Origin of the sequence: Leisingera aquaemixtae, assembly GCF_019801145.1 — a bacterium.
In the GTDB taxonomy this organism is placed as follows: Bacteria; Pseudomonadota; Alphaproteobacteria; order Rhodobacterales; family Rhodobacteraceae; genus Leisingera; species Leisingera aquaemixtae_A.
Window position 1 is genome coordinate 1 of sequence record NZ_JAHVJQ010000022.1, and the last position, 19,821, is coordinate 19,821.

General features: G+C 62.4%; 12 protein-coding genes and 1 pseudogene. 9 read left to right on the forward strand and 4 right to left on the reverse strand.

The window, feature by feature from the left end; genetic code table 11:
• A pseudogene (locus tag KUW17_RS22800) lies at positions 1-231 on the forward strand (Na/Pi cotransporter family protein); the annotation flags it as partial.
• 20 nt (positions 232-251) lie between these two features.
• Positions 252-1,091, forward strand: coding sequence for a DMT family transporter (locus KUW17_RS22805; RefSeq protein WP_222482595.1), 840 nt, complete (start codon positions 252-254; stop codon positions 1,089-1,091).
• A 14-nt stretch (positions 1,092-1,105) separates the two neighbouring features.
• On the opposite strand, the gene KUW17_RS22810 is transcribed toward KUW17_RS22805, so the two are convergent.
• The 3 genes from KUW17_RS22810 to KUW17_RS22820 form a co-directional block, all read right to left on the reverse strand.
• Positions 1,106-3,958: an ATP-binding protein gene (locus KUW17_RS22810; protein ID WP_261397379.1), complete on the reverse strand. Its 2,853-nt coding sequence runs from the start codon at positions 3,956-3,958 to the stop codon at positions 1,106-1,108.
• 291 nt (positions 3,959-4,249) lie between these two features.
• Positions 4,250-6,598, reverse strand: coding sequence for a methyl-accepting chemotaxis protein (locus KUW17_RS22815; RefSeq protein WP_222482597.1), 2,349 nt, complete (start codon positions 6,596-6,598; stop codon positions 4,250-4,252).
• Between the two features lie 102 nt (positions 6,599-6,700).
• Positions 6,701-7,081, reverse strand: a complete 381-nt coding sequence (locus tag KUW17_RS22820) for a hypothetical protein (protein WP_222482598.1) — start codon at positions 7,079-7,081, stop codon at positions 6,701-6,703.
• Between the two features lie 63 nt (positions 7,082-7,144).
• On the opposite strand from KUW17_RS22820, the gene KUW17_RS22825 reads away from it, so the two are divergent.
• The 5 genes from KUW17_RS22825 (at position 7,145) to fdhF (ending at position 16,032) form a co-directional block, all read left to right on the forward strand.
• The gene (locus KUW17_RS22825) at positions 7,145-9,643 is read left to right on the forward strand and encodes a Hint domain-containing protein (protein WP_222482599.1); all 2,499 of its coding nucleotides are present in this window, start codon (positions 7,145-7,147) and stop codon (positions 9,641-9,643) included.
• A 420-nt stretch (positions 9,644-10,063) separates the two neighbouring features.
• Positions 10,064-10,516 (forward strand): winged helix DNA-binding protein, encoded by a 453-nt coding sequence (locus KUW17_RS22830; protein WP_261397380.1) that lies wholly within the window; start codon positions 10,064-10,066, stop codon positions 10,514-10,516.
• Between the two features lie 44 nt (positions 10,517-10,560).
• Complete coding sequence (locus KUW17_RS22835) at positions 10,561-11,472, forward strand: LysR family transcriptional regulator (protein WP_222482600.1); 912 nt, start codon at positions 10,561-10,563, stop codon at positions 11,470-11,472.
• Positions 11,473-11,565: 93 nt separating this feature from the next.
• Positions 11,566-13,254, forward strand: a complete 1,689-nt coding sequence (locus KUW17_RS22840; protein WP_222482601.1) for an NAD(P)H-dependent oxidoreductase subunit E — start codon at positions 11,566-11,568, stop codon at positions 13,252-13,254.
• Positions 13,255-13,257: 3 nt separating this feature from the next.
• Positions 13,258-16,032, forward strand: a complete 2,775-nt coding sequence (gene fdhF / locus KUW17_RS22845) for a formate dehydrogenase subunit alpha (protein ID WP_222482602.1) — start codon at positions 13,258-13,260, stop codon at positions 16,030-16,032.
• A gap of 151 nt (positions 16,033-16,183) precedes the next feature.
• Here fdhF and KUW17_RS22850 read toward each other — a convergent pair whose 3' ends face one another.
• Entirely contained in the window at positions 16,184-16,798 is a 615-nt protein-coding gene (locus KUW17_RS22850) for a TetR/AcrR family transcriptional regulator (protein WP_222482603.1), read from the reverse strand.
• A gap of 137 nt (positions 16,799-16,935) precedes the next feature.
• Here KUW17_RS22850 and KUW17_RS22855 point away from each other — a divergent pair, with 137 nt between their 5' ends.
• Positions 16,936-18,981 carry an NADH:flavin oxidoreductase gene (locus tag KUW17_RS22855; protein ID WP_222482604.1) on the forward strand — a complete coding sequence of 682 codons (2,046 nt, stop codon included), beginning with the start codon at positions 16,936-16,938 and terminating at the stop codon, positions 18,979-18,981.
• Between the two features lies 1 nt (position 18,982).
• Positions 18,983-19,708 (forward strand): NAD(P)-binding domain-containing protein, encoded by a 726-nt coding sequence (locus tag KUW17_RS22860; protein WP_222482605.1) that lies wholly within the window; start codon positions 18,983-18,985, stop codon positions 19,706-19,708.
• Positions 19,709-19,821: the final 113 nt, after the last annotated feature.

Below are 19,821 nucleotides of genomic sequence, written 5' to 3' on the forward strand. Positions count from 1 at the left end.
ATGGAGCGCGACAGCCGCAAGCGGCACCTGCGGCGGCTGCAGGACGGCGGCCGGGAGAGTTTCGACACTTCCGACATCCACCTGGAGACGCTGCGCGCCCTGCGCGAGTTCAACAGCCACATCGCCGCCGTCGCCTACCCGGTGCTCTACCGCAACGGACAGCTGCTGGAGACACGGCTGATCGAGGAGATGACTGGAAGCGATGAAGAACACACCGGTCGCGGCCGCTAGCCCAAAGACCTGACTTTGATATGACACTCCCTGTTATTGCCATCATTCTGTCGGCGGCCCTGCTGCATGCGGTGTGGAACGCCATTGTGAAAACGGCCGCTGACCGCACCACGACGCTTGGCCTGGTTGCCTTTGGCCAGGTCATCCCCAGTGCCGTGATGATTGCGGTCCTGCCGCTGCCATCGGCGGAGAGTTTTCCCTATATCCTGATGTCGACCGTGGTGCATTTCGGGTATTACTACATGCTGGGCCGCGCCTATCAGCATGGCGATTTCAGTGTGGTTTACCCGATTGCCCGCGGTATTGTGCCGGCGCTGGTTGGCATCTGGGCGATGATCCTGGCCGGGGAAGTGCTGCCGCTGCAGGCCTGGGCCGGAATTGCCGTGATTGCCTGCGGTATCCAGCTCAGCAGCTGGAAGGCGCTGCGCTCCGGCGTGGGGCGGGCGGCCTTGGTGTATGCCGTTGGAACAGGGTTCTGCATTTCAATCTATTCCGTGGTTGACGGCCTGGGGGTGCGCCTGTCCGGTAGCACGCTCGGCTACTGGGCCTGGGGCGCTTTCCTCCACATCTTTATTGCCGGGTTTGTTGCCATCCGCAGGCGCCAGTCCCTGGCGGCCCTGCCGGCAAGGACCTGGGCCTTGGGCATTGCCGGCGGCCTGGTGTCGATGGCGGCCTACGGGCTGGTGCTTTATGCCAAGAATTTTGCCCCCCTGGGCGCGGTCTCCGCGCTGCGCGAAACGTCAGTGATCTTTGCGGCCCTGATCGGGTTTGTTTTCCTCAAGGAAGGCTATTGGATGCGGCGGCTGGGCTCAGCCGTTCTTATGGCAGCCGGTGTGGCGCTGATCGGGACGGCCGTGTAGTTCCGAGCTCCCGGTCAGGCGCTGGCGCGGGGTTCCTGCCGGGGCGGGGTTTCTGCCAGCAGCTTTGCCAGAGTGTGCAGAAGCACCGCCTTCTTGACCGGCTTGGCCAGAAAATGATCCATCCCGGCTTCGAGGCAGGCTTGCTGGTCACTGGCAAAGGCATTGGCTGTCAAGGCGACTATGACGGGCTGCGGGACCGGCAGGCTGCGGATTTCCCGCGTAGCGCCGATGCCGTCCAAGACCGGCATGGACATGTCCATCAGGACGATATCCGGATGCAGCTCCTTGCACATTTCCACCGCGGCACGGCCGTTCGCAGCCTCAACCAGATCAACGGGCTGGCCGCGCAGATACTTCCGGATCAGCAGTCTGTTGGTCTGGTTGTCCTCGGCCAGAAGCACCCTGCATGAGCCAAGCTGGAGGGTGCTTTCGGCGGAGAAAGCTTCTGCTCCCTGCGGTGCCTGCCGGGCTGGCGCCAATTGCAGCTCCAGCCGGAAACATGACCCATGGCCAAGATCCGACACCACGGAAATACCGCCGCCCATCCGTTTTGCCAGCATGCTGGAAATGGTAAGGCCAAGTCCGGTGCCGCCAAAGGCCTTGGTCGTGGCAGCATCCGCCTGGGTAAAGCGGTCAAAAATATGGCGGGCCTGTTTTTCGGATATCCCGATGCCGCTGTCCTCAACCTCTATCACCAGGCGGTAAGGGGCTCCTGGCGCATGGGAGACACGGACGGCGATTTTGCCTTCGGGTGTGAATTTCACCGCGTTGCCGATCAGGTTGACCAGGATCTGGCGCAGACGCCCGTCGTCGCCGTGAAACTGCTCGGGCATCCCGTCGGCATAGCTGATCTCAAGCGAGACACCGTTTTCCGAAGCTTTCGGGCGGAACAGGTTGGCGGCGCTGCTGACGCAGTCGCGCAGGTTGAAGTCCTCTTCGGAAATGGAGAACTTGCCGGCCTCCAGGCGCGACACATCGAGAATATCATTGATGATTTTCAACAGGGCCTGAGCCGAACTGCGGATGGTTTCGACGTTCTGCTGCTCGTCCGGCGGCAGGTCTGCCTCCGCCAGAAGGTCCGCCATCCCGATGATCCCGTTCATCGGCGTGCGGATTTCATGGCTCATGTTTGCCAGGAATTCCGACTTGGCGCGGTCGGCCTGCTCCGCCGCCAGTTTGGCTTCGGCAAGTTCGCGTTCGCGCTGCTTGCTGTGGGTAATATCACGCTCGATGCCGATGATCAGATCGACCGTTCCGTCGGCGCTGGTCACCGGAACGATGTTGGTGTCGAACCAGACTTCGCTGCCCGATTTCGTGTAATTCAGAACCTCGTTGTGGTAGCGGATACCGAGGTCCTTGTGCCGGTTCATCTCGCGAATGACATCGGTGTCGGTATCCCGCCCGTCCAGCAGGTCGGACGGGGTGCGCCCTATGGCGTCTTCGGCGAGGTAGCCGGTAGCGCGCGTGAAGGCGTCGTTGACCCAGAGGATCCGGCGCTCAGCATCCGTCAGGATGATGCTGTCAGAGGCGTGTTTGGCGACAAGCGAAAGCCGGTGCAGTTCTGCTTGCTGCTTTTGCAGCTCGGCGTGCGCCTGTTCAAGCGCCTGCTTGCCCTGTTTCAGCTCGCTGTTGCGTTCCGACAGGGTCTGGTTTGCGCGGATCAGCTCCTCGCGCAGGCGCACATCTTCGGAGACGTTCCAATTGACACCGATCATCCATTCGCGGCCCTGCGCATCCGTGAAAGGGCTGGCCAGCGCGCGAATGTGCTTCACCGTGCCATCGTCCAGCACGATCCGGAAATCCGAGGCAAAATGCGTATTGCTGCCTTCGGCGGCCTCAAGGGCCTTCGTGACCCTGGCGCGGTCGTCCGGGTGCAGCTTGTTTATCCAGGCAGGCCCGGTCAGCGGGCCGTCCGCAGCAGGAACGCCGTACAATTCGTGCATACGGCTGTCCCAGCTCACCCGCTGGTTCTTGGCGTCGCATTCCCAGATGCCGACCCGTGAGGTCTTGACCGCAATCTCCAGCCGCCGCGAGACGGCTTCCAGCTCGGCCTCCCGGTGACGCAGCTTGCGGATCACGCTTTGACGCGCGGCAGACAGCCTGCCTGCCAGAAATGTCGGGAAGACGATGAGAGTGCCTGCCGCCAGCAAAGCAAGCCGCAGTTGCCACAAATTGCCCGGATCGCTCTGCCAGCCGCCTTCCGGCCGGGCCGCCAGCTGCCAGGAGCCAACGGGCAGATTGATGTCAAGCAGAACAGGGTCATCGGAGACGATGCCCGGGGTGCCGAGGAACTGCTTGCCTGCCGCGCCGGTTCCGTCCTGTCCGGTCAGCGCAATGTCCAGGCCGTTGCTGCCGTCAACGCCCGTTGCAGCGTATAAGGTGTCTGTTTCGACAACGGCTGAAAGAATGCCCCAAAACCGGCGTTCTTCCCCGGAGCCGGTGAAAATCGGCAGCCGGTAGATAAACCCGGACCCGCCCTGCACAAGATTGACGGGGCCGGCCAGAACCATCTCGCCGCTGTCGCGCACCCGGTTGGCAGCCTCGCGCTGCGCCGCGTTCTTGTTGTAGTCCAGTCCTATGACAGGCTCGTTGCCTTCTACCGGGTGTATCAAAGAGACGACAAGCCCGGGAGCCGCCGCAATGTGCCGGATGGCGGTCTTTCCCTCCAGCACCTGGGCGGCAATCCGGCCAAACCGCTCCTGCCCCATGTCCGGTTCGGTTGCCAGCATCGCTGCCAGGCCGCGCAGCCGCTGGTAGTCGCCGTTCAGCTGGCCTTCGAGACGGGATTTGATAATCCCGGCCTCCTGCTGAGCCTCGGCGCGCTGAGACTGGTAGTGAATCGTGGCGTTCTGCCTTTCGGCATACATGCCCGCAGCGCAGACCACTGCCAGGGCGAGCAGGGCAGGAAGGTAAGTCCTGTTGCTGAGCGCGCGCATCCAGCGAGCGGGAAGTTTAACCACGGCCATCCAGCCACCTTTGATAATTCAAAAACACCACTGGCAACTGAGGCCTTAATTTGTGCCAGCTGTAAGGTTCAGTTCTATTGTCCTCTTAAAGTCTGAAAATCTGGTTTTCACAACACGGTTGCTTCCGGCTGCCGCCCAGTGTGGCACAAGCGGCAGCCGCGGACGTTGTCCGGCTGCAGGAGACCGGCAGGATCAGAAGTCCTGCCATTTCATCAGAGCGGCCGAACCGTCGGAAACCGGCAGCGCTTCGGGGGCTTCCGGCAGACCCTCCCAGCCGGTTCCGTGAGCGGACGGCAACTGGGGCTGCAGGTCCCCGCGGGGCGGGGGCATGTCCAGCCCGACATTGAATTGCGCCACAAGCCCGGCCAGGTTCGATGCATCGCCGTTCAGAAGCTGGCCTGCAGCGGTCATCTGCTCCACCATTGCCGCGTTCTGCTGGGTGACCTGGTCCAGCTGCATCACGCCGGTGTTGATTTCGCCGATGCCGGTTGACTGCTCTGCCGCGCCTTCGGCGATATCCGAAACCAGGCCAGAAATATGCGACACCTGCGAGACGATGCTGTGCAGCGCCTCTCCTGCCTTTCCGACCAAGTCCACACCTTTTTCCACCTGTTCGCCGGAGTTGGAGATCAGTGCCTTGATTTCCATCGCCGCATCCGAGGAGCGCTGCGCCAGCGCCCGCACTTCGGACGCGACCACTGCAAAGCCGCGGCCCGCCTCGCCTGCGCGTGCGGCCTCGACACCCGCATTCAAGGCCAGCAGGTTGGTCTGGAAGGCGATGTCGTCGATCACCCCGATGATCTGCGAGATATGGCGTGCCGATTCCTCGATCCCGTTCATCGCGGAGACCGCATTCTCGACAACCTCGCCGCTGGCCTTTGCCTCGTCCCGGGCTTCGTTCATCGCGGCTTCGACCCGGCGCGCGCCGTCGGCGGCGGCCTTGACGCTGGCGGTCATCTGATCCAGCGCGGCGGCGGTCTGTTCCAGTGTCGCCGCCTGGCTTTCGGTGCGCTGCGAAAGGTCATCCGATGCCTGGCTGATCTCCGATGTGCCGTTGCGGATGCTGGTGGTGGCCTCCACCACCTCGCGCACGGTTTTGTTCAGTGTTTCTATGGTGCGGTTGAAGTCCAGGCGCAGGCTTTCATGCGCTTCCGGGAATGGCTCTGTGATCGGGCTGGAGAAGTCGCCGTTGGCGAGATGGGTCAGCCCGTTGCGCAGTTCGTCAACCACATGGTCCTGCTGGCGCTGAAGCTCCGCGCGCTCGGCTTCGGCCAGCTGGGCATTCTGCAGGTCGGTCTTGAGGCCCTCAAGAATGCTCGCAATGTTGCCGAACTCGTCGCCATTACCCAATCCCGCCACCGGGTGGTCATAGTCCTTGGCCGCAATATGCTCGACACTCTCCGAGAGGCTGGAGACCTTGCGCGCGATGCCGCGGGCGGCAATCCAGGACAGCAGTGCCACCGCAAGGGCAACGCCAACCGCCTGCAGCATGGATGCGTTGACTAGGCTTTTCTGGGCAGCCAGGGCCTCGGCGCTGTCGACCTCAAGCACAATTCCCCAGGTGCGGTCATCCAGGCTGACGCCGGCGGCCATCGCTTCCACCGGCTGCCCGGACAGTCCGGGGGTGCCGGAGAAACTGCTTCGGCCGCCGCTGATTGCCGCGGTGATTTGCTGCAGTTCAGGCAGTTTCGACAGAACCTGATGCCCGTCGGCGCGTTCGGACGCCGTGAGGGCAATCCCGTCGCCGCGCACCAGGTAGGCCTGACCGGTTTCCCCAAGGAGCGCGGAATGGGACAGAATACCTGCGATCCCGTCCACGGGGACGCGCAGCACCAAAGCGCCCATGATCGCATCTTTCTTGAAAACCGGTGAGGATATGAACATTGCGGCCGCGCCGCTGTCAGCCTGGTAGGCGCCCATTTCCGACAGGAATACGTTGCCCGGTTCCAGTTCCAAAGCCGCGCGGTAAGCCTGGCCCAGCCCGCTGTTCTTGTATGGCCCGTCCAGGTAGTTCAATGCGAAGTCTTCATTCTTCTGGACCGAGTAGACCATGTTGCCCTGCACATCCAGAAGGTAGGCATCCAGGAAACCCTGCTCTTCGAGGAAAGTGACGAATCCCGTGTGGTTCATTTTGTGGCGGATTGACCAGGCCGACTTGTCCTTGGCGTCCAGCAGTTTGTAACGCTCCCCTGCCGGATTGGGGTTGCCGTCAACATAGGTGGCGCGCAGATGCCCGCTGGGATCGTCGCCGAGCGAATAGAAGCCGTTGGAAAAGTCGCGCAGCGCGGTTTCAACTGCCTTGCTGGCAACCAGTGTCCGGGTCTGGGATCGCAGGCCGGAAACCCAGTTTTCCAGCGCTTCCTTGCGTTCCTCCAGCAGCGTCGCGTAGGCGGTTTCCCGGTTGGTCTTCAGTGCTTGCCCGGCTTCCCAGGCAAAGAAAAAGCCCGAGGCGAGGGTCAGAAGGATTGTCGGTGCGGCAATGGAGAGCGGCAGCTTGCGGCCCAGTCGCATATTGCCCCAGAATTTCAACAGTCGAGTCATCACGGCGTAGTTCCCATCAACATTTCAGTCTGCCGGGCAGCCTGAAAGCGGCCATTGGCAAGCCAGCTGAGCGGTGCTGGATGGGAAAACACTCAGGAGGATTCATTTCCGGGCCGTTAAAATCGGCCCTGGCAATCCGGATCTGAGGCATTTGGCGGGCGTGAAGCCGCAGATAAAACGATTCATTTTTAAAGACGGCAGGCCAAGGGCTGTGAAATGCAGGCGCGAAAGCGGTCCGCGATCCGGAAAGAGCGCGAGAGGGGCAGTGATGTCCTGCTCCGGTTCCAGGGCATGCGCAGGGGAATCACCTGCTGTTGACGGCTCTGCTGTCAGACCGGGGCGCGCGCGGCAGGACGGTAAAACTGCCTTTCTCCAGACTGCCCAGTTTAACTGCACAGAAACCTTGACGGATTTACCATTCGTTACGGCCATAAGCGTATTGCCTCGGGCAGTAAGGGCCGCTGCCGGTTGCAGTTCAGCCAATCAAAGAAGGCCCATTGGTTTCCTGTCGCAAACCAGGCAGGGCTGAAGAGATGAGAGTACACGATGGCCCAACCTGATTGGCTCGCCAACCTGATCGCAACCATCAATGGCACGCTGGGCAAGGATGCGCTTGCGGGAACAACCGGCGATGACACCATAGACGCCGGGGACGGCGATGATACGGTGGCCGGCGAGGAAGGCAGCGATGTTATCGACGCTGGCGAAGGCAATGACGTCATCTATGGCGACATGGGGGACGGGTTCGAACAGGGTGTCGACGCCAGCCCGCTTCAGCTTGAAATAGGCAACATTCAAAGCGTCTCGCATGATGGCGGGACGGGGTCTGCGGGCAACTACGCCATCTTCAGCGACGTCGCGACCTTGGCGGATGGCACCAGTGTCTGGGGCAGGCTGGTGCTTGTCGAAAAGTCGAACCCGGACATGAGAGTGGAATTCGGCTATACCGAGGGTGCGGAAATTCTGCTGGAGGGCGATCAGGCCGGCGACCAGGCCAGCTTCCGCCTGGAGTTCTTTGATCCGGCAACCGGTGAGCCGGTCTATCTGAACTCCACCGCCACCTTTAACGACATCGACGACAACAGCGGTTACGGCGATGCCGAAGCAGTCATCATTGACGGCAACAGCTTCACCTCCTTTGGTGTCTCGCAAGACACGTCGCTCAATACCTCGACCGATGGCAACATGGTTACGGCGGTCGGCACAGAGCTGAACAGCTACACCGATCAGGATGCCTGGTTCTCAGCCGGGTTCGAGGACCAGTCTTCGATCGAGTTCACATTGCAGACGCGCGATGGCCTGGCGGGGTTCACGCTCTCCGGGGACGTCATTGATGATGCTATAACGACCCCGATTGAACAGGGGGCTGACACCATTCTGGGCGGCGGCGGCAATGACGTGGTCTATGGCCAGGGTGGCAACGATTCCCTGCTCGGCGAACAGGGTGACGACAGCCTGGACGGCGGTGACGGCGATGATGTCCTGGATGGCGGAGAGGGGGCGGACACCCTGATCGGCGGGGCCGGGGGCGACACGCTCTCCGGCGGCGAAGGCAATGACTACATCGACGGAGGCGAAGGCGACGACTTCCTGACCACCGGGCTGGGCAATGACACCCTGATCGGCGGTGAAGGCGACGATACCCTGCAGAACTCTGCGGGCGATGACAGCCTGGTCGGCGGCACCGGCAATGACAGCATTATCGCCACGGACGGCAACGATACGCTGGAAGGCGGCGACGGTGCCGACACCATGTACGGCGGCAACGACGACGACTTGCTGATTGGCGGCAGCGGCGATGACCAGATGCATGGCGAGTCCGGCGCGGATACATTCCGGATGTCAGATGGCTTTGGCAATGACACCCTGACTGGCGGCGAAGCAGGCAATGACTATGACACAGTTGATGTCTCTGGCGTTACCACTGGTGTCACCGTTACCTATTCCGGCGACGAAGCGGGCACGATCACCGACGGCACCGACACGATCACCTTCTCCGAGATCGAGGCGCTCAATCTCACGGATCAGGCCGATGTGGTGGATGCCTCCGCCGACAGCGCTGGCACCTCAATTGACGCAGGTGCGGGCGATGACACCCTCACCTTTGGTGCCGGGGACGATTCCATCACCGGCGGCGCAGGCTATGACGAACTGATCCTGACTGGCGGAGGCGGCATCGACACCGTCAGCGATTTCAGCGTCCTGGATGATGACAGCGACGGGTTCTTTAACGATCAGCTGGATGTTTCGGATCTGACCGGCGGCACAGGGCCGGACGGTGCCATCCGCGCCTGGGATGTCTCTGTCAGTGATGACGGGACCGGCAATGCTCTGCTGACCTTTCCGGGTGGGGAGAAACTGGTTCTTGAGGGGGTCTCTCCAAGCCAGATCACAACGGCGCAACAGATGCATTCTGCGGGCATTCCCTGCTTCACACCTGATGTGCTGCTTGCCACGCGGCGGGGTGCGGTTCCCGCAGGCCAGATCCGGGTTGGCGACTTGTTGCAAACTGCCGACAATGGATTTCAGCCCGTGATCTGGGTCGGGAAGCGAACGCTGAGCCTGGCGGAACTGGCCCGGCGTCCGCACCTCAAACCTTACCGCCTCCGCCCGGGCGGTTTGCTGGCGCCGGAGCGGCCGATGCTGCTGTCCCCGCAGCACCGCCTGCTTGTTGGCCGCAAGGCTTTCTGGTGCACGGGTCTTGAGGAAAGCTTCTTGTCGGCCAAGCTGCTGGCAGAGACCGATGCGGCCTGCAGCCAGGTGCATGGCGTATCCGGGCCAGTTACCTATGTGCATCTCATGACTGAGCAGCACGAAGTGATTTTTGCGGAAGGCATCGCGACAGAAACATTCTGGCCCGGTCCAGAGGCAGTCCGCGGATTGAATGCAGACGGCAGGCAGGAACTGTTCGAGCTGTTCCCAGAGCTGGCCGCAGTGCTGGGCCTTTCCGGCGAAACCGGCCGTATGCAAGTGTGCCGGACCTATGGCGGGCTTGCGCGTCACGCTTTGAGACGCCGTGACCTGCAGCACCTTGTTGCGGCCTGAGCGGTCCATTCCGATGAAGCGTTCGGAACCAGCGTTCCCTGCGAGGGACTGCGCGCTTTCGTTTCGGTGTATTCCCAAGCCGCAACGGATTGAGTTTGGGCGCACGCTGCCAAGACCAGAGTGCGGGCCGCTTCTGTTTTGCCTGTTTGCCCGGGCGGCTATTGAAACTCGCCGGAATTGGTTGAATATATTGGGAACATTTGAATTGAATTTTGGGAATGGGGGCCGGCGTCCTTTTTCGCAGGGGCTGGCACTCGTTTCGGCAGGTTCGGCTGCGGGAGCTGCCCGTTTCAGTACCGGCGTTATTGTGCCTGACCGGACAATGGATTTTGGAGACCTTCGTTGGATAAGAGAATTGGCATTTCCGCGCATTCAGACCCGGCCTCTGACGCGTCTGGCGAAAGGCTGCACCAGTTGGAAATGGCGGTGCAGCGGGCACAGGAAGGGCTGGCCCGGTGGCAGGCGCATTGTTTTGAACAGGTGAGCAGCGTGCCGCTGTCTGGTGCTGAGATCACCCTGCTCCTGCTGATCGGCAGTGGCGGTCGGTCCAAATCGATCAAAGAACTGGCCCGCTTCACCAACCGCGCTGATATTCCGAATATTCAGTACTCCCTGCGCAAACTGGCTTCTGCCGGCCTCACCTGTAAAAAAGGTGCTGGCCGGTCCGGTGTGTCTTACAGCCTGACGAAAGAGGGGGCGCGTGTGGCCGGGAAGATGAAATCCGTGAGGGAACGCCTGCTGCTGGAGGCGTTAGCGGACCGGCCCGGGCTGGCCAGTCTGATGGAGGGCGCCCTGGAGGTTTTGGAAGAACTGACCGAGCTCTATGAAACCAATGCGCATACCGCGGGCGCGGGCAGCAAGCCTGACCGGTAACAGTTTCATTGTAATGGGCAGCTCCCGCGGCCTACAGTTCCACTATGATCGAACTCAAGGACCTTTTGCTGCTGACAGCACTGGCACGGCACCAGCATTTTGCCAAGGCCGCCGCTGATTGCGGAATGTCGCAGCCGGCGTTTTCGATGAGAATCCGGAATCTGGAAGAACGGCTGGGGCTGTCGATCGTGCGCCGGGCCAACCGGTTTCAGGGCCTGACCGAAGAGGGCATGATGATCGTGCGGCGCGCGCGGTCTATCCTGGACGATGCCAGGGCGCTGGAGCAGGAAATTGCGGCAGCCCGGGGGGAAGTGACCGGCACGCTGGTTCTGGGGGTGGTGCCGACAGCCACCGCCTGGGCAGCACAGCTAGTGGACCAAGTGCACCAAGCCTATCCGCGGATCCTGGCGCAAGTGGAAGTGACGTCCTCCTTGGCCATTCAGCAGCGGCTTTATGATGGCACCATTGACGCCGGCATCACCTATGCGGACAGTATGGGCCAAGAGCTGGTGACAGTGCAGCACCTTTACGAGGAAAGCTACGTGCTGCTGGCACCGGAAGATATGGTGTCAGGCCGCGGCGATGTGATCAGCTGGGCGGAAGCGGCGGAGCTGCCGCTGAGCCTGCTGGATGAGCAGATGCAGAACCGCCGGATCTTGGACCGGATCTTTGCCGAACTGGGGCTGAAGCCGGAGATCGTATCCGAATCCAACGGGTTCATGGCCTCAATGGTTCTGGCGCGGGAGGGGTCGGCGGCGACCATTCTGCCGCGGGCGCTGATGCAGGCGCTTGGCGGGCTGGGCGGAACCCGGGTTTTGGCGCTGGTGGAGCCGGAGCAGGCGCGCCCGATTTGTATCGCGACTCTCGACCGGACACCGGAACTCACAACTGTGCGTGCTTTGAAAGAGGTAGTTGCGACGTTTGTAGACACTAGGATGCCGCAAATGGCGTCATAAAAAATTCTGATCGTGCGATCCAATTTACAGATTTGACGATATTCATTCTTGATGGCATTGGCGGAATGAAAGACGTGCTGACTGGAGGATCCCATGGCACCATTGGATGATAGCAAGGGCGTATGGAAGTCCGGCAAAGGCAAAGGGCGCAAGACGCCCAAAGGCCGCCAGGTCGACGACATTGCGCTGAGCGAGGTTCAGGAACTGCTGGGGGACCGCCCGCGCAACCGTGACCTTCTGATCGAATTCCTGCACCTGATTCAGGACAAATACGGCTGCCTCAGCGCCGCGCATATCCGGGCGCTGGCCGAGGAGATGCGGACCGGTCAGGCAGAGATCTACGAGGTCGCCACCTTCTACGCCCATTTCGACGTGGTGAAGGAAGGCGAGACACCGCCGCCGGCTCTGACCATCCGGGTCTGTGATTCGCTGTCCTGCGAACTGGCAGGTGCTCAGCAGTTGCAGAAGGCGCTGGAAGACGGTTTGGACGCGAGCCAGGTCCGCGTGCTGCGCGCACCCTGCATGGGCCGCTGCGACACGGCGCCGGTGCTGGAGATCGGCCACAACCACATCGACCACGCCACCGTCGAAAAGGTGGAAGCGGCGATCGCGGCAGACGACACCCACGCGCATGTCCCCGAGTATGAGACTTTCGCAGCCTACGAGGCCGAAGGCGGCTATACCACGCTGAAAGACTTGCGCGCCAATGGCGACTGGGAAGCAGTGCAGGCAAAAGTCAAAGAAGCCGGCCTGCGCGGTCTTGGCGGCGCTGGCTTCCCGTCCGGCACCAAATGGGGCTTTGTCCGCGCCAACGAGGGCCCGCGCTACCTGGCCGTGAACGGCGACGAGGGCGAGCCCGGCACCTTCAAGGACCGCTACTACTTGGAGCGCACCCCGCATGTGTTCCTTGAGGGCATGCTGATTGCTGCCTGGGCGGTCGAGGCCGAGAAAGCCTTTATCTACATGCGCGACGAATATCCGGCGGTGCTGGAGATCCTGCGCCGCGAGATCAAGGCGCTGGAAGAGGCCGGCATCGTCGAGGCAGGCTATATCGACCTGCGCCGCGGAGCAGGGGCATATATCTGCGGTGAAGAAAGCGCGATGATCGAGTCGATCGAAGGCAAGCGCGGCGAGCCGCGCCACCGCCCGCCGTTTGTGGCGCAAGTGGGTGTCTTTGGGCGCCCGACCCTGGTCCACAACGTGGAAACTCTCTACTGGGTCTGCAAGATCAACCGCGAAGGCCCGGAATGCCTGAACTCGGTTGAGAAGAACGGCCGCAAAGGGCTGCGCAGCTACTCGGTTTCGGGCCGTGTGAAGAACCCGGGCGTGCATCTGCTGCCCGCCGGTTCCACTATCACTGACATCATTGAGGCCTGCGGCGGCATGCTGGATGGTCACGCGTTTAAGGCCTACCAGCCGGGCGGCCCGTCCTCCGGCCTGCTGCCCGCGTCGATGAATGACGTGCCCCTGGACTTCGATACGCTGCAGCCGCATGGCACCTTCATCGGTTCCGCTGCTGTGGTGGTGCTGTCCGATCAGGACTCCGCCCGCGACGCGGCGCTGAACATGCTGCGCTTCTTCGAGGATGAAAGCTGCGGCCAGTGCACTCCGTGCCGGGTGGGCTGCGAGAAAGCTGTCAAGCTGATGAGCGAGAAGAAGTGGGATCAGGGCCTGCTGGAAGAGCTGAGCAGCGCAATGGTCGATGCCTCGATCTGCGGCCTGGGCCAGGCTGCGCCGAACCCGATCCGCCTGACCATGAAACACTTCCCCGAGGAGGTCTGAGCCATGAGCGATAAAGTCACATTCACACTCGATGGCGAACAGGTCACGGCGGACAAGGGCCTGACCATCTGGGAAGTCGCCAACGGCCGCGGTCTGAAAATTCCGCATCTGTGCCACAAGCCGGCGCCCGGCTACCGCCCGGACGGCAACTGCCGCGCCTGCATGGTGGAGATCGAAGGCGAGCGCACGCTGGCAGCCTCCTGTATTCGTGAGCCCGCCGAAGGCATGGTCGTCACCACCAACAACGCGCGCGCCGAAAACGCCCGCAAAATGGTGATGGAACTGCTGGTCGCGGACCAGCCCAAGAAAGAAGAGGCGCACGACAAGTCTTCCCACATGTGGGACATGGCAGAGCTGAGCGGCGTTACCGAGAGCCGCTTTCCGAAGCTGGAAGAAGGCCGCATTCCGCTGCTGGACGACAGCCACGTCGCTATGAAGGTGAACCTGGACGCTTGTATCTCCTGCGGCCTGTGCGTGCGCGCCTGCCGCGAAGTGCAGGTCAATGACGTGATCGGCATGGCTGGCCGCGGCCATGATGCCTATCCGACCTTCGACATCGCCGACCCGATGGGCCAGTCCACCTGTGTGGCCTGCGGCGAGTGCGTCCAGGCCTGCCCGACCGGCGCGCTGATGCCCGCCACCATGATGGACGACAAACAGGTTGGCGACAGCAAGGACTACGATTCCGAGACCGAAAGCGTCTGCCCGTTCTGCGGCGTCGGCTGCAAGGTCAGCCTCAAGGTCAAGGACGGCAAGGTCAAATATGTCGATGGCATCAATGGCCCGGCAAACGAAGGCCGCCTGTGCGTCAAGGGCCGCTTCGGCTTTGATTACATCCACCACCCGCACCGCCTGACCAAGCCGCTGATCCGCCGAGACGACGCGCCGGCCAAGGGCTTGAACGTCGATCCGGGCAACCTCTCCACCCACTTCCGCGAAGCGACCTGGGAAGAGGCTATGGATTTGGCCGCCAAGGGCCTGATACGCTTGCGCGATGAGAACCCGAAGTCGGTTGCGGGCTTCGGCTCGGCGAAATGCACCAACGAAGAGGCCTATCTCTTCCAGAAGTTCATCCGCCAGGGCTTCAAGCACAACAACGTCGACCACTGCACCCGCCTGTGCCATGCGTCGTCTGTTGCGGCGCTGATCGAAAACGTGGGCTCCGGCGCGGTGACCGCGACCTTCAACGAGATCGAAAACGCCGATGTGGCCATCGTAATCGGCTCCAACCCGATCGAGAACCACCCGGTGGCGGCGACCTACTTCAAGCAGTTCACCAAGCGCGGCGGCAAGCTGATCGTGATGGATCCGCGCGGCGTCGGCCTGCGCCGGTTCGCGACCGAGATGGTGCAGTTCCGCCCCGGTGCGGACGTGTCGATGCTGAACGCGATCATGAACGTGATCGTTGAGGAAGAGCTCTATGACAGCCAGTACATCCACCGCTGGACCGAGAACTGGGAAGCCGAAAAAGAGCACCTGAAGCAGTTCACGCCTGAGAAGATGTCGGAAATCTGCGGCGTCTCCCCCGATCAGCTGCGCCGCGTTGCGCGCACCTTTGCGGGCGGCAAGGCGGGGCTGATCTTCTGGGGCATGGGCGTGTCCCAGCATATCCACGGCACCGACAACTCGCGCTGCCTGATCAGCCTCGCGCTGATGACCGGCAATGTGGGCAAGCCGGGTGCAGGCCTGCACCCGCTGCGCGGCCAGAACAACGTGCAGGGCGCATCCGACGCGGGCCTCATCCCGATGTTCCTGCCGGATTATCAGACCGTGACTTCGGATGATGTCCGCAAGAGCTTTACCGATGTCTGGGGCGGCGGCGACTTCTCGAACGAGAAGGGCCTCACCGTGACCGAGATCGTGGACGAGGCCTATGCCGGCAACATCAAGGGCATGTACATCCAGGGCGAAAACCCGGCGATGTCCGACCCGGATGCCGACCACGCGCGCGATGCCTTTGCCAAGCTGGAGCTGATGATCGTTCAGGATATCTTCCTGACCGAGACAGCCAACTATGCCGACATCATCCTGCCGGCCTCGGCGCTCTATGAGAAGAATGGCACCGTGTCGAACACCAACCGCCAGGTGCAGCGTGTGCGCCCCGCCGTTCCGCCTCCGGGTGAAGCGCGCGAGGACTGGCAGGTTACTGTCGAACTGGCGCAGCGCATCGGCCTGCCCTGGGACTACAAGGATGTTAGCGAAGTCTTTGCCGAGATGAAACTGAACATGAAGTCCCTCAACAACATCACCTGGGAGCGTCTGGAAACCGAGACCATCACGTATCCGTCGCTGCATGAGACCGACCCCGGCCAGGCGATTGTGTTCGGTGACGGCTTCCCGCGCCCCGAGGGCCGCGCCCGCTTCACCCCGGCATCGGTCATCCCGCCGGATGAAGCGCCGGATGCGGAGTACCCGATGATCATGACCACCGGCCGCCAGCTGGAGCATTGGCACACCGGGTCGATGACCCGGCGCTCCAAAGTGCTGGATGCGGTGGAGCCGGAGGCGAACTGCTCGCTCAACCCGCGCACGCTCAAGCTGATGGGCATCGAGCCCGGCGAGATGATCCGCCTGTCGACCCGCCGCGGTTCGATCGAGATCATGGCGCGGGCCGACCGGGCGATTGCCGAGGATATGGTGTTTGTGCCGTTTGCCTATGTGGAGGCGGCCGCCAACATCCTGACCAACCCGGCGCTGGACCCCTACGGCAAGATCCCCGAGTTCAAGTTCTCGGCAGTGAAGGTCGAGAAGATCGAAGGGCAGATCGCAGCCGAATAGGCCGTCAGATACGCTTGATGAAACAAGGCGGGCGCGGGACCAAGGGTTCCGCGCCCGATTTATTTGGTGGCGCCGGGATTTGTGATGCCTGCCCGGCGGACGGGCGTGTTTCCGCCTTGGGCGGTATTGCGCACCAGGGCCCTGGCCGGGGTTAGCGGTGCCGGGCCAGAAACCGGTCCAGGTCCCGCTGCGCAGGGCGGGTGCCGGTGAACACCTCGATCCAGCCGGGCATTAAGGAAATCCGGTATTCCGTGCTTTCGTGCACCTGCATCGAGATATACCCGATCTGGGTGTAGATCATGGCCCGGGCGCGGATCAGTGCATCCGCCTCCGGATAGCCGAAACGGATGAACATACCAGTCATGGCCTGTTCGCGGCGGGCGTCGGCAAGGTCCAGCCTTTGCTGCAGGCCGCTGTCATTGCGGGCCCAGTTGCGGATGGCCAGGTCCAGCCTTGCGTCAAACAGTTCCGGGTCGATCCAGCAGTCGAAAAGGTTGAACATCGCCTCGGCAATGCTCTCGGCATAGGCCTCGGTGCGGGCCACCAGATTTCCGGTATTCCTTTCCTCCCACCGCCGAACCATCGCTTCCAGCAGCTCTTCGCGGTCCTTGAAATGCCAGTAGAAACTGGTGCGCGATACGCCAAGCCGCTTGGCCAGCGGCATCACCTTCACCGCTTCCACACCGCTCTCGGTCAGCACCTCATAGGCGGCTGCCAGCCAATCCTCTTCGCTCAACCGCGGGCGCGTGATGTCCTGTGTGTCCATGCGCCAGCCATAGCAGCGGTGCAGGACACGCGCAACTTTTCTTGACAGGTGTGAGTGTTTAATCGACACATATGTCAAGTTTGGCGGATGAATCGCCTTGCCGCCATGCCAATTCACCGTTCCAGGAGACGCCTGCCATGTCCAAGGATCCGCTGCTGCAGCCCTACCAACTGAAGCATCTGACGCTTCGCAACCGGATCATGACCACCAGCCATGAGCCTGCCTATCCGGAAGACGGCATGCCAAAAGAGCGCTATGCGGCCTATCACGCGGAACGGGCCAAGGCGGGTGTGGCGCTGACCATGACAGCCGGGTCCGCTGCGGTCAGCCGCGACAGCCCGCCGGTGTTCAACAATATCCTGGCCTACAAGGATGAGGTGGTTCCCTGGATCCGAAACCTGACCGACCAGGTGCATGAGCACGGCGCGGCAGTCATGATCCAGCTCACCCACCTGGGCCGCCGCACCGGCTGGAACAAGGGCGACTGGCTGCCGTCCGTCAGCTCCTCGCGCCACCGCGAGCCCGCGCACCGGTCTTTCCCGAAACTGGCCGAGGACTGGGACATCACCCGCATCATCTCCGACTTTGCCGATGCGGCGGAGCGGATGAAGGAGGGCGGCATGGACGGGATCGAACTGCAGGTCTACGGCCACCTGCTGGATCAGTTCTGGTCGCCGCTGACCAATGACCTGGACGGGCCTTACGGCGGGCAGACGCTGGACAGCCGGATGAAGTTTCCGATGGATGTGCTGCAGGCGGTGCGGGAGCGGGTCGGCAGCGATTTCATCGTTGGCCTGCGCTACACCGCGGACGAAGCGGAAAAGGGTGGCATTGCCCCTGAAGAAGGGATCGAGATCTCCAAGCGCCTGTCAGCCAGCGGCATGGTGGACTTCCTCAACGTGATCCGCGGCCGCATCCACACCGACCCGGCCATGACCGACGTGATTCCGGTGCAGGGTATGAAGTCGGCGCCGCATCTTGATTTCGCAGGTGAGGTGAAGAAGGCAACAGGCATGCCAACCTTCCACGCCGCCCGTATCCCGGATGTTGCCACTGCGCGCCACGCGGTTGCCAGCGGCCTGCTGGACATGGTCGGCATGACCCGCGCCCATATGGCCGACCCGCATATCGTGAGAAAGATCATGGAAGGGCGTGAGGACGATATCCGCCCCTGCGTCGGAGCCACCTACTGCCTGGACAGGATCTACCAGGCGGGGGAGGCGCTGTGCATCCACAATGCGGCCACCGGGCGCGAACTCACGATGCCGCACCAAATCACCCCGGCAGAGACCCGCAAAAAAGTCGTAATTGTCGGCGCGGGTCCGGGCGGTCTGGAGGCCGCGCGCGTGGCGGCCGAACGCGGCCATAATGTGACCGTGTTTGAAGCCGCGGCGGAGCCGGGCGGTCAGGTCCGGCTGACCGCGCAGAACCCGCGCCGGGCGGAGATGATCGGCATCATCGACTGGCGCATGGCGCAATGCGCGGCCCGGGACGTGGCGTTCCGGTTCAATACCTGGGCTGAGGCCGAGGATGTGATTGCGCTTGATCCGGACACCGTCATCGTGGCGACCGGCGGAATGCCCTGCATGATGCTGCACGAAACCGGCAGTGAGTTGCCCCATGCGGTCTCCAGCTGGGACATCATCTCAGGCGATGTGAAACCGGCCGGGCATGTGCTGATCTATGACGAAAGCGGCGACCACCCCGGGCTGATGGCCGCGGAAGCCGCCGCACGTGCAGGTTCGAGGGTGGAGATCATGACCCCCGACCGCAGCTTTGCCCCTGAAGTAATGGGGATGAACCTGGTGCCCTACATGCGGGCGCTCCAGGATAAGGATGTGACCTTTACGGTTGCCCGCCGTCTGCAAGGTCTCGTGCGCAACGGCAACAGGCTGACCGCGTCCATCGGAACAGACTACAGCAGCCATTCCTATGAGGCGGACTATGATCAGGTGGTCCTGAACTACGGGACCCTGCCGCTGGACAACCTCTATTTCGCACTCAAGGAAGCGTCCGCCAACCAGGGTGAGGTGGATCACGGCGCCCTGGTCAGCGGCCGGCCTCAAATGATCTGCTCCAATCCTGCGGGCCGGTTCCAGCTGTTCCGCATCGGCGATGCGGTTTCCGCGCGCAACACCCATGCGGCGATCTATGATGCGCTGCGGCTGATGAAGGAGGTCTGATATGCGTCTGGGTTTCTTGGGGTGCGGCACCATTGCCTCGGCTGTTGTGCGCGGCCTGGCGGGCAAGGGCCACCAGATCACCGTCTCGGAGCGAAGCGCGGCGCTGTCTTCGGCGCTTGCCGAGGCGTTCGGTGACGTGACAGTTGCCGGAAACCAGGCAGTGATTGATGCCAGCGACGTGGTCTTCCTCGGGCTGATGGCGGACGCCGCGGAGGCAATCCTGAACGGCCTGAGCTTCCGGGAGGATCAGCAGGTGGTCTCCTTCATGGCTGGGGCGGATCTGGAACAGGTTGCGGACTGGGCTGCGCCTGCCTGGGCGGCAGCGGTGATGATGCCTTTCCCGGGCATCGCGCAGGGCGGCTCCCCGGTCATGGCATTCGGGGATACCGCGCTGCTTGGCCGGATATTTGAGCCGGACAACACGGTCTTTGCTGTCCGGGACAGCAGCGAACTGACGGCTTACTTGTCGGCACAGGCGGTGCTTTCGCCCGCGGTGCGCCTGGTCGCGGACGCCGCGGACTGGCTCGGGCAGCGGGTGTCGGACCCTGCGCAAGGGGAGGCCTTCTTGCGGATGCTTGTATCTACCAGCATTCAGGCCTCGGGCTGCAAGGAACTGATCGAGGCGCTGAATACGCCTGGGGGCTATAACCAGCGGCTGCGGATGCATATGGAGCAGGCGGGTATGCGCAGAAGTCTGTCGGAAGGCTTGGATGATCTTGCAGGCTGAGCGAAATGAACTGAGATTCTGCGGGCGGCCGGTGGGCCGCCCTTTTTCCTGGCCACTGCGCCCTTTGGGGGGTCGGCCTGCGTTTGCCGGGCGGCTTTGACCGGAAAGGAGCG

What these genes read in the sequence shown, in the direction of transcription:
- KUW17_RS22860 (WP_222482605.1), top strand. Translation starts at nt 18,983, where the DNA reads ATGCGTCTGGGTTTCTTGGGGTGCGGCACCATTGCCTCGGCTGTTGTG.
- KUW17_RS22825 (WP_222482599.1), top strand. Translation starts at nt 7,145, where the DNA reads ATGGCCCAACCTGATTGGCTCGCCAACCTGATCGCAACCATCAATGGC.
- KUW17_RS22830 (WP_261397380.1), top strand. Translation starts at nt 10,064, where the DNA reads ATGGCGGTGCAGCGGGCACAGGAAGGGCTGGCCCGGTGGCAGGCGCAT.
- KUW17_RS22815 (WP_222482597.1), bottom strand. Translation starts at nt 6,598, where the DNA reads ATGACTCGACTGTTGAAATTCTGGGGCAATATGCGACTGGGCCGCAAG.
- fdhF (WP_222482602.1), top strand. Translation starts at nt 13,258, where the DNA reads ATGAGCGATAAAGTCACATTCACACTCGATGGCGAACAGGTCACGGCG.
- KUW17_RS22855 (WP_222482604.1), top strand. Translation starts at nt 16,936, where the DNA reads ATGTCCAAGGATCCGCTGCTGCAGCCCTACCAACTGAAGCATCTGACG.
- KUW17_RS22835 (WP_222482600.1), top strand. Translation starts at nt 10,561, where the DNA reads ATGATCGAACTCAAGGACCTTTTGCTGCTGACAGCACTGGCACGGCAC.
- KUW17_RS22850 (WP_222482603.1), bottom strand. Translation starts at nt 16,798, where the DNA reads ATGGACACACAGGACATCACGCGCCCGCGGTTGAGCGAAGAGGATTGG.
- KUW17_RS22840 (WP_222482601.1), top strand. Translation starts at nt 11,566, where the DNA reads ATGGCACCATTGGATGATAGCAAGGGCGTATGGAAGTCCGGCAAAGGC.
- KUW17_RS22810 (WP_261397379.1), bottom strand. Translation starts at nt 3,958, where the DNA reads ATGTATGCCGAAAGGCAGAACGCCACGATTCACTACCAGTCTCAGCGC.
- KUW17_RS22805 (WP_222482595.1), top strand. Translation starts at nt 252, where the DNA reads ATGACACTCCCTGTTATTGCCATCATTCTGTCGGCGGCCCTGCTGCAT.